Genomic DNA, 16,550 nt, shown 5'->3' on the forward strand with positions numbered 1-16,550 from the left:
TTTCTTTCAGGAAAATTGAGTAAGCGATCACGATTTTGTGATGGCTAGAATATTTATCTATAAAAGAAAGGAATTATGCTTATTCTTCAAAATATCTCTTATCAGCATGAGAATAAAGACATGCTGTTTCAAAACATTGGCTTTACGCTAAATAATCACGACAAAACCGCTTTGGTCGGAAATAATGGTGTCGGAAAATCAACTTTATTAAAAATTATTGCTGGCGACTTGCAACCTTTTTCAGGGCAAATCATTCAGAATGCTAAGCCTTATTTTGTTCCGCAATTATTCGGTCAGTTTAATGACTTAACGATTGCTGAAGCTTTGCAAATAAAGGAAAAAATAGCTTCACTTAAAGAAATACTTGAAGGTGTAGTAACCGAAGAAAATCTTCAATTATTGGATGATGATTGGACAATTGAAGAACGCTGTAATGAAGCTCTCTCCTATTGGAAATTGCACGATTTGGATTTGAACCAGAAAATGGAAACGTTAAGTGGCGGACAGAAGACAAAAGTATTTCTGGCCGGAATTATGATTCATGAACCCGATTTGGTTTTATTGGACGAACCTAGTAATCATTTAGATTTTGCGGCAAGAACATTATTGTACGATTTTATAAAATCAACATCAATCACGCTCCTAATTGTCAGCCACGACAGAACTTTGCTTAATATTCTGAATAAGACTTTAGAAATGACAAAGAACGGAATTTCGGTCTATGGCGGGGGTTATGACTTTTACAGCGAACAGAAAAAAGTAGAAAATAATGCTTTAGAACAAGACGTTCAGAGTAAAGAAAAGGCATTGAAAAAAGCCAAAGAAAAAGAACGAGAAAGTATCGAACGCCAAAACAAATTAGATTCGAGAGGAAAAAAGAAACAGGAAAAATCGGGTGTTGCCAGAATTATGATGAATACACTCCGAAATAAAGCCGAAAACAGCAGTTCAAAGATCAAGGATGTTCATGCTGAAAAAATAAGTGGTATTTCTGAAGATTTAAGGAACCTGCGTTCGTCGCTTCCCGCTATAGATCAAATGAAATTTGGTTTTAATAACACTTCTTTTCTTAAAGGGAAAACGCTTCTTAAAGCTTCAGAAATCAATTATAGTTATGGTGAGAAAGATCTTTGGAATAAAAGTCTCAGTTTTGAAATTCTGTCTGGTAATCGCTTAGTCATAAGGGGATTAAATGGTTCGGGAAAAACTACTTTAATTAAAATTATTCTGGGCGAGTTGAATCCAACAAAAGGACAAATTACTTCTTTAGCCAAAAAAGCAATTTACATCGATCAGGATTATTCTTTATTAAACCAAAACTTGAAAATTTATGAGCAAGCTCAGATTTTTAACGATTCTGGTTTAGAAGAACATGATATCAAAATGAGATTAAATCGTTTTTTATTTTCTAGAAATGATTGGAACAAACCTTGTAATGCGCTCAGTGGTGGCGAAAGAATGCGTTTAATGCTGTGTTGTCTAACGATTAGTAACGAAACGCCAGAAATTATCATTCTAGATGAGCCAACAAACAATTTGGATATTCAAAATATCGAAATCCTCACTGCGGCTATCAATGAATACCAAGGCACTTTAATTGTGATTTCGCACGATCAGTCGTTTTTGGAACAAATTAATATCGGAAAAAGTATTTCACTTTAAAACGAAAACAATTAGCGCTAAGAATTCTCTTGGCGCTTTTCTTTAGTATTAATTTGATATTCAAAATATTAAATTAAAATTTCCGTAAATTGCAGTAAAAACTGATGAAATTCAAATTGAACGTTTAATTCAAAATTAAAATTTTATGAAACCAAAAAACAGAATTTTTCCTGTCCTACTTGCTTTTACTTTATTAATAACCGAAACTGCTCTTCCTTGTACAAGAGTTGTTTACGAAGGTTTGAACGGAACAATTATTACAGCACGTTCAATGGATTGGCGTGGAGAAATTCCTGCCAATTTATGGATTTTTCCTCGCGGAATTGAAAGAGCTGGAGAAGCCGGAACAAGTTCTATTAAATGGAAATCCAAATATGGAAGCGTTATTACGAGTTCTTGGGATATTGCTTCTTCTGATGGGATGAATGAAAAAGGACTTGTAGGCAATCTTTTGTGGCTGGTAGAATCGCAATATCCTGCATTTGAGAAAAATGGAAAAGTAAAAGGTCTGGCTGTTTCTTTATGGCTTCAATATGTTTTGGATAATTTTTCGACAGTTGCAGAAACGGTATCAGCATTAGAAAAAAACGATTTTGTAATTGCCTCTTCACATATTCCAGGAACCAATATTTTTGCTACCGTCCATTTATCTATTTCCGATTCTAGTGGAGACAATGCCATTTTTGAATATATAAATGGCAAACTGGTTATTCATCATGATAGAAAATATGTGACAATGGCCAATTCTCCGATTTTTGACCAGCAATTGGCAATCAATGCGTATTGGAAAGGAATTCCCGGCACGATTATGCTTCCTGGAACGAATCGCGCAGCAGATCGCTTTGTACGGGCTTCCTATTATATTGATGCAATTCCAAAGACAGATAATACAAGAACGGCGTTGGCTAGTGTTTTTGGTGTAATTCGAAATTGTTCTGTTCCTCTTGGGATTTCGTCTGAAACTGAGCCTAACATCTCCTCTACGCGTTGGAGAACGGTAGCCGACCAGAAAAACTTGGTTTATTATTTTGACAACGTTTTAAATCCGAATGTGATTTGGGTCGAATTCAGTAAAATTGATTTTAGCGAAAAAGGAAAAATCAAGAAATTGAGTCTCGCCAATAATGAAAACTATGCAGGAGATTCTCTTCTAAACTTCAAAGAAACAAAACCTTTTCAGTTTGCTGGTTTAGATTAATCTAAATGAAAAGCATACGTAAAACCTTCAAATTGATAAGTTTGAAGGTTTTCTTTTTGAAAAAAAGCTAAAAAAAATATTGCGCAGTCAAATGACTTCATTATATTTGCAGTCAAATAACTGCGCAATGGAAATTAGAAGAGACGTTTTTCAAGCAATAGCCGATCCTACTCGAAGAGCTATTTTAAGTTTAGTTGCCATTCAGGCTATGACTCCTGGGGCAATTGCAGAGAATTTTAATTCGTCAAGACAGACGATTTCAAAGCATATTCAAATTCTAAACGAATGTGAATTATTGCATCAGACACAAAACGGAAGAGAAATTTATTATCATTTAAATCCTGAAAAAATGAAAGAAATTGACAAATTCATTGAGCCTTTTAGAAAAATGTGGGACGATCGTTTTAATAAATTAGAATCAATTATGAAAAACTACAAAAAATAAAACATGGAAAAGAAAACCAAAATTCATGCTGAAGACGACAGACATGATCTTGTCATTACAAGAGAATTTGATTTGCCTGTAGAATTGCTATTTAAGGCTTATGAAGATCCTGAAATTGTAGCGCAATGGATGGGAACAAAAGTCTTGAGACTCGAAAATAAAAAATATGGTGGCTGGGAGTTTGAGACAAGCGACGCTAACGGAAATGTAGTTTTTAAAGCCAACGGTGTTATTCATGATTTTGTTCCCAATCAAAAGATAGTGCGCACGTTTGAGATGGAAAACATCAATTTTGCGCCTCAGTTGGAGTTTCTTGAATTCGAAAAACTAACAGATGACACGAGTAAATTAACGATGCAGATTATTTACAAATCAATCGAACATAGAGCGGCGCAATTGAAACTGCCTTTTGCTCAAGGTTTGAATATGGCACATAATAGACTAGAAGAAATTGTAACTAAAATAAAATAATCATGACAAAACGTAATAGAATTATTTATTGGATTGCTACACTTTGGCTGGCTTTAGGAATGACGGCTACCGGTATTGTACAACTTATACCAATGAAAGAAGAGGCAGAAATGATACAACGTTTAGGCTATCCTCTATACTTTTTAACGCTTTTAGGTGTTTGGAAACTCTTAGGCGTTATCGCAATTTTGATTCCTAAATTTGGCTTATTGAAAGAATGGGCATATGCAGGCTTCTTTTTTGCAATGTCTGGGGCTGTAGTGTCGCATTTGGCTATAAAAGATGAGGCTTCAACCCTTTTTCGGACCTGTATTATTAATTGTTTTAACTGTAGTTTCTTGGTATTTCAGACCAGAAAACAGAAAATGCAGCTCTAACTAAAAAACTCAAATCATGAAAAAGCAATTGACAGCAAATGAGCAAGAAGAACTTTTGAGCATTCTTGAAAAACGTTTTGAGAAAAATAAAAGTAGACATGAGAATTTGGATTGGGCAAAAATAGAAGCAAAATTAAAAGCTAGTCCTTTAAAATTGTGGTCTCTTGACGAAATGGAAAGAACTGAAGGCGAACCGGATGTTATGGGTTATGATAAAAAAACAGATGAATATCTTTTTGTAGACTGTTCGGCTGAGAGTCCTAAAGGTCGCAGAAGCATTTGTTACGATCATGAGGCGCTCGAAAAAAGAAAAGAACACAAACCCGCGGACAGCGCTATTAATATGGCACAAGAAATGGGAATTGAAATTTTAACCGAAGAGCAATATAAAGAACTTCAAAAGCTAGGAAAATTTGATGCTAAAACTTCGAGCTGGATTCTAACTCCGCCAGAAATACGAAAATTGGGAGGTGCAATATTCTCCGATTTCAGATATAATACTGTTTTTGTATATCATAATGGAGCCGATTCTTATTATGCCGCGAGAGGCTTTCGCGGTTTATTGAGAGTTTAAAAATTAAAGACCTTCAAGTAGTTTTGAAGGTCTTTTTTTATTCTCTTAAAATCTTTTCCATTTTTTTGCCTTTGGCAATTTCATCAATCAATTTGTCCAGATATCGCATTTTTTGAATTAATGTATCTTCAATCTCCTCTACTCGATATCCGCAGATGACTCCAGTAATTTTGGATGCATTCGGATTGATTTCTGGAGCTTCAGCAAAGAAGGTTTGAAAATCTACTTTCTTTTCAATTTGTACTTTAATTTGATCGTCGCTATATCCTGTAAGCCATTTGATTACGATATCTAATTCTTCTTTCGTTCTCCCCTTTTTTTCGACTTTTTGAATGTATAAAGGATATACGCTAGAAAATAGTATTTTGTAAATTCTTTCCGTTTTCATAATGCTATGTTTTAGGATAAAAGCTTTGATGTAAAGATAAATCAAAAGAATAAAAAAAGGAAAACGCAATGAATATTTTTAATAACTTAGACTTAAAAATTACATTGTTTAAACAATCTTAAATAACTAATTATATGGAAAATAATTCAAATGAAATTACTCCAAAAGTCACTGGAATTGGCGGAATTTTCTTTTTTCTTGACAATCCGAAAGAAACAAAAGATTGGTATGCTAAAAATTTAGGATTGGAAATAAACGATTGGGGTTCTGCAAGTTTTGAATCTCGAAATCTTGAAAATCCAGAGCAAATCGAATCAACACAATGGTGCCCTTTTAAGAAAGGGGATGCCTATTTTTCTCCGTCTAAGAAAGATTTTATGGTCAATTACCGTGTTCAAAATATCGAAGGACTTGTAACGCAATTAAAAGCAAACGGCGTTACTGTTCTTGATGACATTGAAACGTACGATTACGGAAAATTTGTTCATATAATGGACACAGAAGGCAATAAAATTGAACTTTGGGAACCTTAATTGAGTTGTGAGTTATGGATTATGAGTTAGAAGTTATTCCCAAAGCTGGAAAATAATATGTTTAATACATTAGTTAAAATAAACTGTCATTCAAAAAATAGGTTTTTAAAACTAATTGCTTGCAATTTATTAGAGAAACTCTATTGCTGTGAAATCAATTGCGCTGAAATGGACAAGAGTGTTTTGTTTGCGCATCACGGACGCGGGTGTACAATTGTTGCTTCTAAAATTTGCGAAAATGTAGTAATTTTTCAAAACGTTTCTATCGGAGCCAATTTAAAGTATAATAAAATTAGTAAAGAATGGGAAAATGTTGGAAACCCTATTATTGCTAAAAATGTTGTAATAGCCGATGGAGCTAAAATTTTGCGCAGTAGTAATTGGAGAAAATTCTGTTATTGGTGCTGGTTCTATTATCACAAAAGATATTCCGCCCAATAGTGTAGCTTTTGGAGTAAATAAGTTTAAACCAAAAGACGTGAATTACGATTTTATATTCAACCCAAATATGATACATCCAAGTAAGATAATTGAAGCAAATAAAAATTTAGTTAACGAATTTAATAAACAGAATAAATCTGTTTAAAAACACAAAAGCTCCATTATTTCTAAAGGAGCTTTTATTTTATGTTCTTCTTAATTCCAAATTTCATTCATTTCTGTCAAGATGATGGGCTTTCCATCAGTTACAACAATGGTATGTTCGTGTTGTGCCATGAATCCGCCTTTATTTCCAACCATTGTCCAACCATCTTTTAGGGTTTCAGCATATGTAGAAGCGGTAGAAATAAACGTTTCAATTGCTACAACAGAATTCTTCTTAAATCTAGTTTGATTAAAACGATCTCTGTAATTCGCAATTTCATGTGGCGCTTCATGAAGACTTCTCCCTACTCCGTGTCCCGTTAGGTTTTTAATTACTTTGTAACCGCGTCTTTTTGCTTCTGTCTCAATTAAAAAACCAATATCAGAAATACGAACGCCGCCTTTTATATTGTGAATCGCTTTATGCAAAATATTTTTAGAAGCATCGACGAGTTTTTGATGTTCGTTTACATCTGAACCAATTACAAAAGAACCTCCATTATCTGACCAAAATCCGTCTAATTCTGCAGAAACATCGATATTAATTAAATCGCCTTCTTGTAAAATTCTTTTTTCGGAAGGAATTCCATGGCAAAATTCATTATCAACACTAATACAAGTCCAACCAGGAAATCCATACGTTAGATAAGGCGCAGATTTAGCTCCTAAATCATTTAAAATTTGTCCGCCGTAATCGTCTAATTCTTTTGTAGATATTCCAGGTCTGGCAAATTTTCTCATTTCTTTTAAAGTAAAAGCTACAGCTTCACTTATTTTTTTCATTCCTGCTAATTCTGCTTCAGTTGTAATGGACATTGTTTTGCTTCTTAAAAATTAATAACGGGTTAAATTTACTACTTTTCTCTAGAACGAATCATTATTATAATGCTAAAACTTTCCAAAATCAATGACTTTGGAAGGTTTTCTTCTTTTACCAAGGACTTTCTTCGCTTTCATCTTCAATATCGTTACTGAAGAATTTTCCTGTTGGTTCGATTTTCATCCAGTAAAGTGTGTTTTATTATAAAACTAGCTGCGCTTTCTACACTTCCTGGTCCGCTATGATGATTAAAATCGGTTGCGGTATAGCCTGGATCAATTGAGTTTACTTTGAATGGCAGTTCTTTTAATTCATGAGCTAAAGTAACTGTAAAGGCATTTAAAGCAGTTTTGGAAGAAACGTATGAAATTGCCTTTATTGCATAATATTTCCAAGTTGGATCACTATGCAAAGTAAGAGAACCAAGCCCGGATGTTATGTTACTAATTCTCGGACTGTCTGATTTTTTCAATAATTCAAGAAAAGTTTGCGTAACGGTTATGACTCCGAAGAAATTCGTATCAAAAACCTTCTGAATGTTTTCTATAGAAGTCGTAGAAGGATCTTGCGGAACATCACCTAGAATTCCAGCATTATTTATCAGAATGTCCAATTTGCCTTTTTCTTTTTCAATGCTGTTTTTTGCTGCTAAAACACTTGCTGCATTTGTAACATCAATTTGAATAGCTTTAATGTTTTGAAATCCTTTTTCATGCAATTCTTTTACTACTTCTTCTCCTTTTGCAAGATCACGCGTTCCTAAATAAACAAATAATCCTTTCTTGGACAGCTGTTTAGCAGTTTCTAAACCAATGCTTCTATTTGCGCCTGTAATTAATACTATTTTCATTTTTTATGTTTTAAAATTATCTGAAGCAAAGTTGCATGGATAAAAAATAAAAACATTTGACATATGGCAAAAAACGATTTTAACGGATGTTTTTTCTAATCCTGCTCAAAGAAGATTGTGTTATTCCGAGATAAGAAGCGAGATACGAAAGCGGAACTCTATTGATTACTTTTGGAAACATTTCCATAAATGACAAATAACGAGTTGTAGCATCTTCTGAAACCAACGGACTTCTTCTAGCCACTTTTTGAATTAATGCTTTCGAAATGATTTTATGCACAATCGTGTCCCAGCCTACTATTGTATCGAGCAATTCCTGCCAATCGGCTTTAGAAAATACGATAACTTTACAGTCTGTAACCGCTTGGACATAAGCAGACGAGCAAATATTATTGTCAAAACTTTCTAAGTCTACAACCAGATTATTCTCGTCGATAAAGTATTTTGTAATCTCCTCACCTTTGTTGTTGTAGTAACAAACACGCATTATTCCGTCAACGATAAATCCAACTTCTGCGGCTATTTTTCCGGCTTCAGAAAAATATTCCTCTTTTTTGATTTCTTTTTCTTTGGCTTTCGTCAAAATCAAATCAATCTGCTGCTGATTCAAATTGCCAAACTGCAATATATAATTAACTAATTCTTTCATGCACGAAAGTTAAGTATAAGTTTTTATTGAGAATTTGCCATATGGCAAAAAGAATTAAACTTTTTGAGTGTCCTTATAAACATTGGGATTGTAAAGTTCCATGTAAACTTCTGGGTTAGGAACATTCTGGAAACCATATTTTTTATAAAGCCATTCTGCAGTAGAAGTCAGTAAAATCCATCGTCTCAAGCCTTGTAAATTAGGATGCGACATAATGCAGTCCATCATTTCTTTAGAAAGTCCTTTTCCGCTATAATCATCCAAAACATAAACATCTCCTAAATAGGCAATAGTAGAAAAATCGGATATAATTCTAGCAAAACCAATTTGTTTTTCTCCATGAAAAAGCCCAAAATTCAATGAATTATCAATTGAAACTTTTACATTTTCTAACGGAATATTATCGCTCCATCCAGAATCTTTAGACAAAAAATCATGTATTGCAGTAATGTCGAGTTTAGATTTGTCTGTTGTAATAAGAAATTCTCCAAATGTGTATTCTATTATTTGCATTATTTTGTTTCTAGAATTAAGATGTTTTTTGATTAAAATTTACATTTCTGGCCAATATAGAAAATTAAATTTATGCCCGTCTGGATTCGAAAAACCAAAAGTATAACCGACTTCAAAATTTTCAGGCTCAGAAAAAACAGTTCCTTTTATTTCTTTAATTTTCTGATGCCAAAGATCCACTTCTTCTACACTATTTGCAGACAAAGAAAATATAATTTCGTTATCTACATTCGTGTTGGAGAGTTTTCCTTTTATAGCATTTTCTAGTCTTTTTGGCGCGAAAAAATTAATTACAAAATCATTTTCTCCAAAAACAAAACTAACTAATTCTTTTGTCTCTTCTCCGTTTTGCTTAAAACCAAGAGCAGTATAAAATTGAATTGTTTTCTGTATATCGCTCGAAACCAAGTTGGCCCATATCATTTTAGTTTTCATAAACTTAAGTTTTTATTGATAACTAAATTAATCAATTAATTTGGTAAACACTTGGTTTAATTCTATTTACGAACCTTAAAAAGCAATTCCAAACTGAAAACCTACGGTAAAACTAGCAGGATGATCATTTCCAAAACGAACGGGCAATGGCACAGCAACGTAATAACTGCAGCTTGTATTTTTTATAATTGTTTTATTAAAAACCGGAGTAAAACCATATCTGCCACCACTTTCAAAAGCGGCTCGTCCGGCAAATGTGTAGCCTTTTCCTAAAGCGACCAAAACACCTGGATGGAATAACAAATTGGTTACTTTGCTCGTTCCTTGATCCTCTTTTATGTTGGGAACGATTTCAAATGAGAATCCGATTTTTTCGTTTTTCCAGATATTTATTCCAGTAGGAAAACCAACAGCGTAATAATCTCTAAAATTTATAGTAGTTTCATCTTCGTTAATAGTAACTATTGGATGCATAATGCCAGAATATCCCACTATTTTAGGATATGTAGTTTGAGAAAAAGACGTAAAACCAATAAGTAGTACTGTAAAAAATAAAATATGCTTAAATGACATTGTTTCTAGTTTTTGATTAGATAAACAAAGCTAGAAGCATTCATTTTCAAAAAATAGAATCCAATTTACCTTTTGTATCTGGTTTACTTTTTTGTTTTTTTTCTATAGGAAGAAGGATTTTTTCCTGTATGAAGTTTGAAAATTCTCGTAAAATGACTTTGATCAGAAAAGCCCGTTATATAAGCAATTTCTGTTAAAGTACTCGAGGAATTTTCAATGAGATGAATTGCTTTTTCAATACGAAGTTTTCTAACGTATTCGCCAAAATTCAAATCTTCAAAATGCTTTGAAAATTCTCTAGACAAATACGACGGATTCAAATCTAATTCGCTTGAAATTTTCTTTAAATCAAAAGTAAACTGAGTGTCAATTTGGTCTTGAATGATATTCTTTAAATCCTTTACCCAAGACGGCGTCTTGCCCGATGTTTTCTTGTCATTTAAAAACTTATTATACACTTCATGCAATAGTTTTTCGAATGGACTATTCTGCAAATGATTTTGCTGATATAAATGTGTTGCCCAACTGTATAAGGCATCATACAAAAGCATTCCTTTTTCTAACAATTCGTAATCATTGGTAATATTATAAGCCAGTCCAGCAGAAATGGCCCAAAGTCCCGCCGATTCTTTAGCAATTTCGTGCCTATCAGTATCAGCGCCGCGTACAATTCCTGCAATAATCTTAATTGCTGGATCTTTAATCTCATATTTTTTGACTATATAATCAAAAGTGCTTTCTTCATTATAATGAGTAAACTCAACATCTGGAATATCAAACGGAATGGCGCCAAGTTTCTTTGCTTTGGTTAAAACGTCATCAAAAGGAACATAGATAAATTCAGATTCAGGATCGACAAATTTTCGAATCAGCCACGGACAGGCAATTCGATCTATTTTAGGTCTCTCTCTGGTAATCCATTTCATTTTGAAATACTATTTGAAGAATGTTTTCTAAAATTTAGCTAAACTACATTATTTTAGGATTTTTCAAAAACCTGATTTTGAATTTAATAAATCGTTTATTTAAGTTAATTAATTTATTTCACTGCCTAAGTGATGATTTTTCCTATATTAGCTTCAAAAGAATTCTTTTTTAACCTAAATGAGAAAGGATTTTAGTTAATCGATTTATTATAAAACATGAAAAGTATATTTCTTGTATTTGCCTTTATTTTAGGTGCTTTTAGTGGACATTCTCAACAAAAGAAAATTAAAAAAACGACAACGGTTCCTGTTTCTTATAGTAATACCACTAAAGAAAGCCAGCGAATAGCAAAAATAAAACTGAAAGGCCATGTCTATGATGTTTACCAAAACAGCATGAATACTTTAATGTCCGAACAAACTCCAAATGATGTATTGATTGAATACGATTTTACATTCGGTAATACTAAATCTACTGTAGCAAATATTCAAAAATATGCGACCATAAAAGGTAAGATTGCCAGAGAGGGATTTTATAAAGTAAAAGGAGATACTTTAATTCTTACGGTTAATTACTACAATCCCTATCATGGTGGCGCATTAATTGAAAGTTATGTCCCAGATAAAAAAGGCTGGTTAAAAGAGGTTAAAAGTGAAATGAAACCTATAGATACAGATACTGTTTCTGAAAAATATATTAAGACAGAAATGATGGCCGCTCCTTATTTAGGACACTAGTAAAATTATTGAATATGAAACTCTTAAGACCATTTAGCTCATTATTTGCTTTGATAGTTGCAGGATGCGTTGGAAACATGAATCCGACAGGCGGAAATTCAACTCCAAACTATCCCTATTTCATTACTACTGAACCTTTAATTGTAAAAAAAGTTCCAGTTCCAATAGGATCAAAGTTGGTTTACGAGGAGCAGTTTTTTAAAGAAGGAAAGCAAGATCATAAACTCAAAGAAGAAAAACTGACTACGATAGAATTCCCTGAAGGAAAAGAACTAATTTGGGGCGGCGTTCCTGTAAAATCGATTTATAAATTTTTTAATTCAGAAATGCGCGGTTATACTGTTACTGCTGATTTTAGTAAATTGAACGAGGATCAAAAAACTAAATTCTCAGAACTTTGGCAAAGCTGCAATGACGGTTTAGGAATAACAATTAAAAACACTGATGATTGGTCTTTTAATAAAGAAAATATAGCTGATGTACAAAGTTGCAGTGTCATTTATCAGCGTTATTTTAAAGACGATTCCAGACAGCAGTCTTTTTTAAATGAAATGTACGCCGAATTGCAGAAAATTAATTCAAAATAAACATACCATACCCATATGATCTTAGCCTTTGACACCTATTATTTTGACCAAAAAGCAAAAACAATCTGCCTTGAATTCGCAGAATGGAATGAAGATAAGAACTTCAAAGTTCATTCAGAAATAATAGATAACGTAGAAGAATATATACCCGGAGAATTCTACAAAAGAGAATTGCCTTGTATCCTGAGCTTGTTAAAACAAATAGATTTGTCGACTATTGATGTTATAGTAGTTGATGGTTTTGTTTATTTAAACGATGAAAACAAATACGGTCTAGGCGGTTATTTATACGAGAAACTGAATAAACAAATTCCGATTATTGGTGTTGCCAAAACGAATTTCGCTTCTATAGAAAAGAATAAAAAAGCCCTATTCAGAGGCGATAGCAAGAAACCACTATACATAACTTCTATCGGAATTGATTTGGATGAAGCGTACAAAAAAGTGGAGAGCATGGCCGGCGAGTTTAGATTTCCAACTTTACTGAAAGAATTGGATAGATTGACGAAGGAAGAATAAAATATTAGAACTTAATAATTATAGAGATAAATATGTATCATTTGAATCAGGGGTTAGATGCGATTATTTTTCTAATAATTGTTTTATTTTTTTCATTTGTAGTGTCTTCGATAGTTTCATTATTTTTTTTGCTATTGAAGTGTAAAGAAAACAACCTGTTTTTTAAGGCTATCCTTCCAAATTTCTCGTTTTTAATCTTATCATTTGCTCTATACCTAGTATCAATTTTTCAAGGAGTAAATATTTCTGTTTTTAGCAGAAATGAAAAGACAGAAATAATTATAATTCTGCTAGTTTTTATTTTGTCCTTAGCCGTATTGTCAATTATTGAGATATTCATTTACAAAAAAACTTTTAAAGTTAATCCGTCTAAAGAGTTTCGCTTTCTACTTCTCTTATTAAACTTTTTGTCTTACTCATCTATATTTTATTTCTGTTATCCAAGATCTTATGTAGACAAAAATATTTTAGATTATAACCGATATTTATACGAACCAGATAAAAAACAAGTAAAGCTATTTGACAATAGTATTATTCAAATTGGTCAAGCCTGCACCTCTGAAAACAATTATGTTGATAAAACTAAAGACTCCTATTTTATTTTTAGAATTGCACTTAGAATAACAGTGTCCAAATAAACAAACATACTCTTTTAGATTTTTAGAAAATTCTCTGAATGATAGCTCTTTTAGAGAAGATTGTAATTGTTATAATGTTAGTACTGATAAGTTGGAAAAAGATTTAATCATTCTTTTTTCACAGTATATATCAAAAGACAGTGCTGATGTTAAACCAATAGTAACGGACACAATTGTATTTAAGAAAATAAAAACTGAAAGAAGACAAGCTGGTTATTATGGAGATAAAAATTGTGACTGTATTGAACAATAAATGCTAGTGAAAGTTAAATAGAAAAAATAGAAAAACTCCTCAATTACTTGAGGAGTTTTTCTATTATAACACTTGATTCGAACTCAAAAATCGATGATATTCATTAATTTTAATTTTCAATCGGTTTGCCAAATATTCGTTTCCGTCTTTCAGTTCATTGTGCAAAACTTCGGCTTCGGCAATGTATTTTAGCTTTTTATCATCATTCCAATAAAAAGGTGGTTCGTATAGATTTGAAATTCTGTCGGCCATTTTAACTGCCCAAACTTCTATTGGCTGTTGTTTGATTCTTCTTAAACTATCCATCATTTTTTCTGAAGAATCCTCGATTTTATCATCTTTAGTTAAAGCAAGAACGCCAGATGCAACCTGACTGCCAAATAAGTCAATCACTTTTTCATATTTCATTTCGGTATCTTCTATAGTATCATGCAGCATTGCGCATTTGATTGCCAAATCAATATTCATATTTTCTGTGAATCGCGCGGCATTTAGAATCTCGAAAACCACACCTCCGATATGATTCAGATATTCAACTTTTTCACCTTCATCAAATCCACCATATTTTTGTCCATCATGAAGTTTTGAAACCAGTTTCCAAATATTCTGAATTTCATCTATTGACCAGTCTTTGTACTCTTTCATTTGTCTTGTGTATTGTAGTTTTTTATATTGTTGTAATGTATTGCTTTTTCTAAAGATCTGCAATCGTTTTAAAGTTTAAAATTAATATCGCCCTATCTCAAAAAATCGCATAATGGCTATGGCTGCAATAAAAATTCCAATAAGAATATAATTGATCTTCTGCGGAATTTTTGCCAAACCATTTAATAGTAGCATAAAACCTAAAAAGAGCGCAAATAGGCCTTGTCGAATTTTATACAGCTCTCGATTATGAGAAGAAATAATTGATTATGCTTTGCCAAAATATAAAGAATCAATGGATGATTTCTTTTCAAAACAAATAGAAGTATAAAGCTTAAAAATATAGCATAAAAAAACTCCTTAAGAAATTAAGGAGTTTCTTTTTTATGTGTTTAAACCTATTGCTTTTTTCTACTTTTTATCAATTTGTTTGCTATCATAAAAAGGCCTAGAACGACTAAAAAATGGATTAAATATGATTTAGGTTCATCGCTTCCATTTGTTACAGAAAAAACACGATTCCATCTTATTTTATTAATGCCAGAAGCATTTTTCTCCCAGCTAAACCAGATAAATACGGGTTTTCCAATTACGTGATCAAAAGGAACAAATCCCCAGAATCTTGCATCTAAAGAATTTTGGCGATTATCTCCCATCATCCAATAGTAATCTTGTTTAAAAGTATAAGTGTCGCTTGGTTTTCCGTTTATCACAATCTGGTTGCCTTTAATATTTAAACTGTTGTGTTCGTACTCTTCGATAATTCGTTTGTAAAAAGGGAGCGTTTCCATATTTAATTTTACGGATTTTCCTTTCTTCGGAATATAAATCGGACCATAATTATCGATATTCCAACCCAATGATCGGATATGAGGAAATACATTTCCGTCTTCGCCTTTTGGTGTCAATTGTTTTTTAACGCTTTTTACAACAGGATTGCTTGCCATTAACTTAGCTTCATCATCTGTTAGAGTCAAAAAATATGCTCCAGTATTGGTTAATGCAAAATAGCCGTTGTCATATCTCAAACCTTCTCTTGCTCCATAAGACTTAAGCTCATCCTGGCTTATTGCCTGCCCTTTTGTGTCAATTAGAAAATTATATTGAGGTTTTGCACTTTTTGGCAATACAGACATTTTTCCATCAATATAAATATCTCCGTCGCGAATTTCTAGAGTATCACCAGGTATTCCAACACATCGTTTAACTAAATTTGTTTTTTTGTCAATTGGTTTGTAATAGTTTCGATCCGGATTAAAATTATCCATATTTCGCAAAGTATCTGCAGGTTGATTAAAAACCACAATTTCATTACGTTTGATTTCTTCTAAGGCTGGAAATCTAAAATACGGCAACTGAAACTTATTCAATAATGAGGTTTCCTTTTTGGTAAAATCATCATTAAATAAATAAGATTTCAAGCCCAAAATAGGAATCGAATCATGAACCATAGGCAATGCAACCGAAGTCATTGGTGCTCGTGCGCCAAAATTAATTTTACTGACAAACAAAAAATCACCCGTATACAATGTTTTTTCTAGAGATGAAGACGGAATTGTAAAGGGCTGAATAATATAGGTGTGAACCAATGTCGCGACAATGATAGCAAATACAAGAGATCCTATTGTGTCTTCTGTTTTGGATTCTGAGCGTAAATCTCTATTTTCAATATAGTATACATCTTTTGAAGCGTAGTTTAAAAACGCAATGTAGAGGCCAAATGTTATCAAAACCAATAGCGTATGCTTTGTGGAGTTTTTACCAAAGCTTCTAATGAATCCGATCCAAACTACAGGAATCATCAAAAGATTAATTATCGGAATGAAAAGTAATAACACCCACCAAAGAGGACGTTTTATAATTTTCATCATTACAACTAAATTGTAAAAAGGAATAAATGACTCTATCGGCTTTCTTCCAGCTTTTATGTAAAGTTTCCAAGTAGATAATCCATGGATAATTTGAACGATTAAGATAAAAATAAGCCATTGCGATAAATTCATATTTTTGAGGGTTTAATTGTTTGTCTTTTTATACTAAAAATATATTGATTTAGTATAAGTAGTATTTTGTATAATTTGTTACAAATACTAAAACACAAACAACTAAAATTTAGAATTTAATTGCCTTTCTCGGCTAATTCGATAATCTTAGTGCAATGCCATTTACCC

22 protein-coding genes and 1 pseudogene are annotated in these 16,550 nt (G+C 32.5%); 13 read left to right on the top strand and 10 right to left on the bottom strand.

What is annotated here, in order from left to right:
* The first annotated feature begins 75 nt into the window (after nt 1-75).
* From abc-f to ACPWTF_RS25105, 6 genes and pseudogenes are all read left to right on the top strand, one after another.
* Entirely contained in the window at nt 76-1,662 is a 1,587-nt protein-coding gene (gene abc-f / locus ACPWTF_RS25080) for a ribosomal protection-like ABC-F family protein (protein ID WP_427873769.1), read from the top strand.
* Between the two features lie 145 nt (nt 1,663-1,807).
* Nucleotides 1,808-2,860 carry a linear amide C-N hydrolase gene (locus ACPWTF_RS25085; RefSeq protein ID WP_427873770.1) on the top strand — a complete coding sequence of 351 codons (1,053 nt, stop codon included), beginning with the start codon at nt 1,808-1,810 and terminating at the stop codon, nt 2,858-2,860.
* A gap of 127 nt (nt 2,861-2,987) precedes the next feature.
* Nucleotides 2,988-3,305 carry an ArsR/SmtB family transcription factor gene (locus ACPWTF_RS25090; RefSeq protein WP_008464153.1) on the top strand — a complete coding sequence of 106 codons (318 nt, stop codon included), beginning with the start codon at nt 2,988-2,990 and terminating at the stop codon, nt 3,303-3,305.
* A gap of 3 nt (nt 3,306-3,308) precedes the next feature.
* Nucleotides 3,309-3,776: an SRPBCC domain-containing protein gene (locus ACPWTF_RS25095; RefSeq protein ID WP_427873771.1), complete on the top strand. Its 468-nt coding sequence runs from the start codon at nt 3,309-3,311 to the stop codon at nt 3,774-3,776.
* A 2-nt stretch (nt 3,777-3,778) separates the two neighbouring features.
* Nucleotides 3,779-4,157, top strand: a pseudogene (locus tag ACPWTF_RS25100) (DoxX family protein).
* A 12-nt stretch (nt 4,158-4,169) separates the two neighbouring features.
* Nucleotides 4,170-4,727, top strand: coding sequence for a DUF4256 domain-containing protein (locus ACPWTF_RS25105; protein ID WP_427873772.1), 558 nt, complete (start codon nt 4,170-4,172; stop codon nt 4,725-4,727).
* Nucleotides 4,728-4,764: 37 nt separating this feature from the next.
* On the opposite strand, the gene ACPWTF_RS25110 is transcribed toward ACPWTF_RS25105, so the two are convergent.
* A complete protein-coding gene (locus ACPWTF_RS25110; protein ID WP_427873773.1) occupies nt 4,765-5,115 on the bottom strand; it encodes a DUF2200 domain-containing protein in 351 nt (116 codons plus the stop codon).
* A gap of 134 nt (nt 5,116-5,249) precedes the next feature.
* Here ACPWTF_RS25110 and ACPWTF_RS25115 point away from each other — a divergent pair, with 134 nt between their 5' ends.
* Nucleotides 5,250-5,648, top strand: a complete 399-nt coding sequence (locus ACPWTF_RS25115; RefSeq protein ID WP_379801351.1) for a VOC family protein — start codon at nt 5,250-5,252, stop codon at nt 5,646-5,648.
* Nucleotides 5,649-6,000: 352 nt separating this feature from the next.
* Nucleotides 6,001-6,234 carry a hypothetical protein gene (locus tag ACPWTF_RS25120; RefSeq protein WP_427873774.1) on the top strand — a complete coding sequence of 78 codons (234 nt, stop codon included), beginning with the start codon at nt 6,001-6,003 and terminating at the stop codon, nt 6,232-6,234.
* A 50-nt stretch (nt 6,235-6,284) separates the two neighbouring features.
* Here ACPWTF_RS25120 and map read toward each other — a convergent pair whose 3' ends face one another.
* The 7 genes from map to ACPWTF_RS25155 form a co-directional block, all read right to left on the bottom strand.
* Complete coding sequence (map, locus tag ACPWTF_RS25125) at nt 6,285-7,049, bottom strand: type I methionyl aminopeptidase (RefSeq protein ID WP_427873775.1); 765 nt, start codon at nt 7,047-7,049, stop codon at nt 6,285-6,287.
* A gap of 152 nt (nt 7,050-7,201) precedes the next feature.
* The gene (locus ACPWTF_RS25130) at nt 7,202-7,903 is read right to left on the bottom strand and encodes an SDR family NAD(P)-dependent oxidoreductase (protein WP_427873776.1); all 702 of its coding nucleotides are present in this window, start codon (nt 7,901-7,903) and stop codon (nt 7,202-7,204) included.
* 79 nt (nt 7,904-7,982) lie between these two features.
* A complete protein-coding gene (locus ACPWTF_RS25135) occupies nt 7,983-8,552 on the bottom strand; it encodes a Crp/Fnr family transcriptional regulator (RefSeq protein ID WP_427873777.1) in 570 nt (189 codons plus the stop codon).
* A 54-nt stretch (nt 8,553-8,606) separates the two neighbouring features.
* Nucleotides 8,607-9,065 carry a GNAT family N-acetyltransferase gene (locus ACPWTF_RS25140; RefSeq protein WP_427873778.1) on the bottom strand — a complete coding sequence of 153 codons (459 nt, stop codon included), beginning with the start codon at nt 9,063-9,065 and terminating at the stop codon, nt 8,607-8,609.
* A 39-nt stretch (nt 9,066-9,104) separates the two neighbouring features.
* On the bottom strand, nt 9,105-9,500 hold the full coding sequence (locus ACPWTF_RS25145; RefSeq protein ID WP_427873779.1) for a VOC family protein: 396 nt from the start codon (nt 9,498-9,500) through the stop codon (nt 9,105-9,107).
* Nucleotides 9,501-9,575: 75 nt separating this feature from the next.
* On the bottom strand, nt 9,576-10,073 hold the full coding sequence (locus tag ACPWTF_RS25150; RefSeq protein ID WP_427873780.1) for a hypothetical protein: 498 nt from the start codon (nt 10,071-10,073) through the stop codon (nt 9,576-9,578).
* Nucleotides 10,074-10,156: 83 nt separating this feature from the next.
* Nucleotides 10,157-10,999: a chromate resistance protein ChrB domain-containing protein gene (locus tag ACPWTF_RS25155; RefSeq protein WP_427873781.1), complete on the bottom strand. Its 843-nt coding sequence runs from the start codon at nt 10,997-10,999 to the stop codon at nt 10,157-10,159.
* A gap of 216 nt (nt 11,000-11,215) precedes the next feature.
* Here ACPWTF_RS25155 and ACPWTF_RS25160 point away from each other — a divergent pair, with 216 nt between their 5' ends.
* From ACPWTF_RS25160 to ACPWTF_RS25180, 5 genes are all read left to right on the top strand, one after another.
* Nucleotides 11,216-11,737 (top strand): hypothetical protein, encoded by a 522-nt coding sequence (locus ACPWTF_RS25160; protein WP_427873782.1) that lies wholly within the window; start codon nt 11,216-11,218, stop codon nt 11,735-11,737.
* A 14-nt stretch (nt 11,738-11,751) separates the two neighbouring features.
* Nucleotides 11,752-12,324 carry a hypothetical protein gene (locus ACPWTF_RS25165; protein ID WP_427873783.1) on the top strand — a complete coding sequence of 191 codons (573 nt, stop codon included), beginning with the start codon at nt 11,752-11,754 and terminating at the stop codon, nt 12,322-12,324.
* Between the two features lie 15 nt (nt 12,325-12,339).
* Entirely contained in the window at nt 12,340-12,843 is a 504-nt protein-coding gene (locus ACPWTF_RS25170; protein ID WP_427873784.1) for an endonuclease V, read from the top strand.
* Nucleotides 12,844-13,250: 407 nt separating this feature from the next.
* A complete protein-coding gene (locus tag ACPWTF_RS25175) occupies nt 13,251-13,481 on the top strand; it encodes a hypothetical protein (RefSeq protein WP_427873785.1) in 231 nt (76 codons plus the stop codon).
* A gap of 91 nt (nt 13,482-13,572) precedes the next feature.
* On the top strand, nt 13,573-13,734 hold the full coding sequence (locus ACPWTF_RS25180; protein WP_427873786.1) for a hypothetical protein: 162 nt from the start codon (nt 13,573-13,575) through the stop codon (nt 13,732-13,734).
* Between the two features lie 63 nt (nt 13,735-13,797).
* On the opposite strand, the gene ACPWTF_RS25185 is transcribed toward ACPWTF_RS25180, so the two are convergent.
* Both ACPWTF_RS25185 and lepB read right to left on the bottom strand, forming a co-directional pair.
* Complete coding sequence (locus ACPWTF_RS25185; protein ID WP_427873787.1) at nt 13,798-14,379, bottom strand: HD domain-containing protein; 582 nt, start codon at nt 14,377-14,379, stop codon at nt 13,798-13,800.
* Nucleotides 14,380-14,777: 398 nt separating this feature from the next.
* A complete protein-coding gene (gene lepB / locus ACPWTF_RS25190) occupies nt 14,778-16,382 on the bottom strand; it encodes a signal peptidase I (RefSeq protein ID WP_427873788.1) in 1,605 nt (534 codons plus the stop codon).
* Nucleotides 16,383-16,550 lie beyond the last annotated feature (168 nt).

The organism is Flavobacterium sp. MMS24-S5, assembly GCF_050320125.1.
Lineage (GTDB): Bacteria > Bacteroidota > Bacteroidia > Flavobacteriales > Flavobacteriaceae > Flavobacterium > Flavobacterium tyrosinilyticum.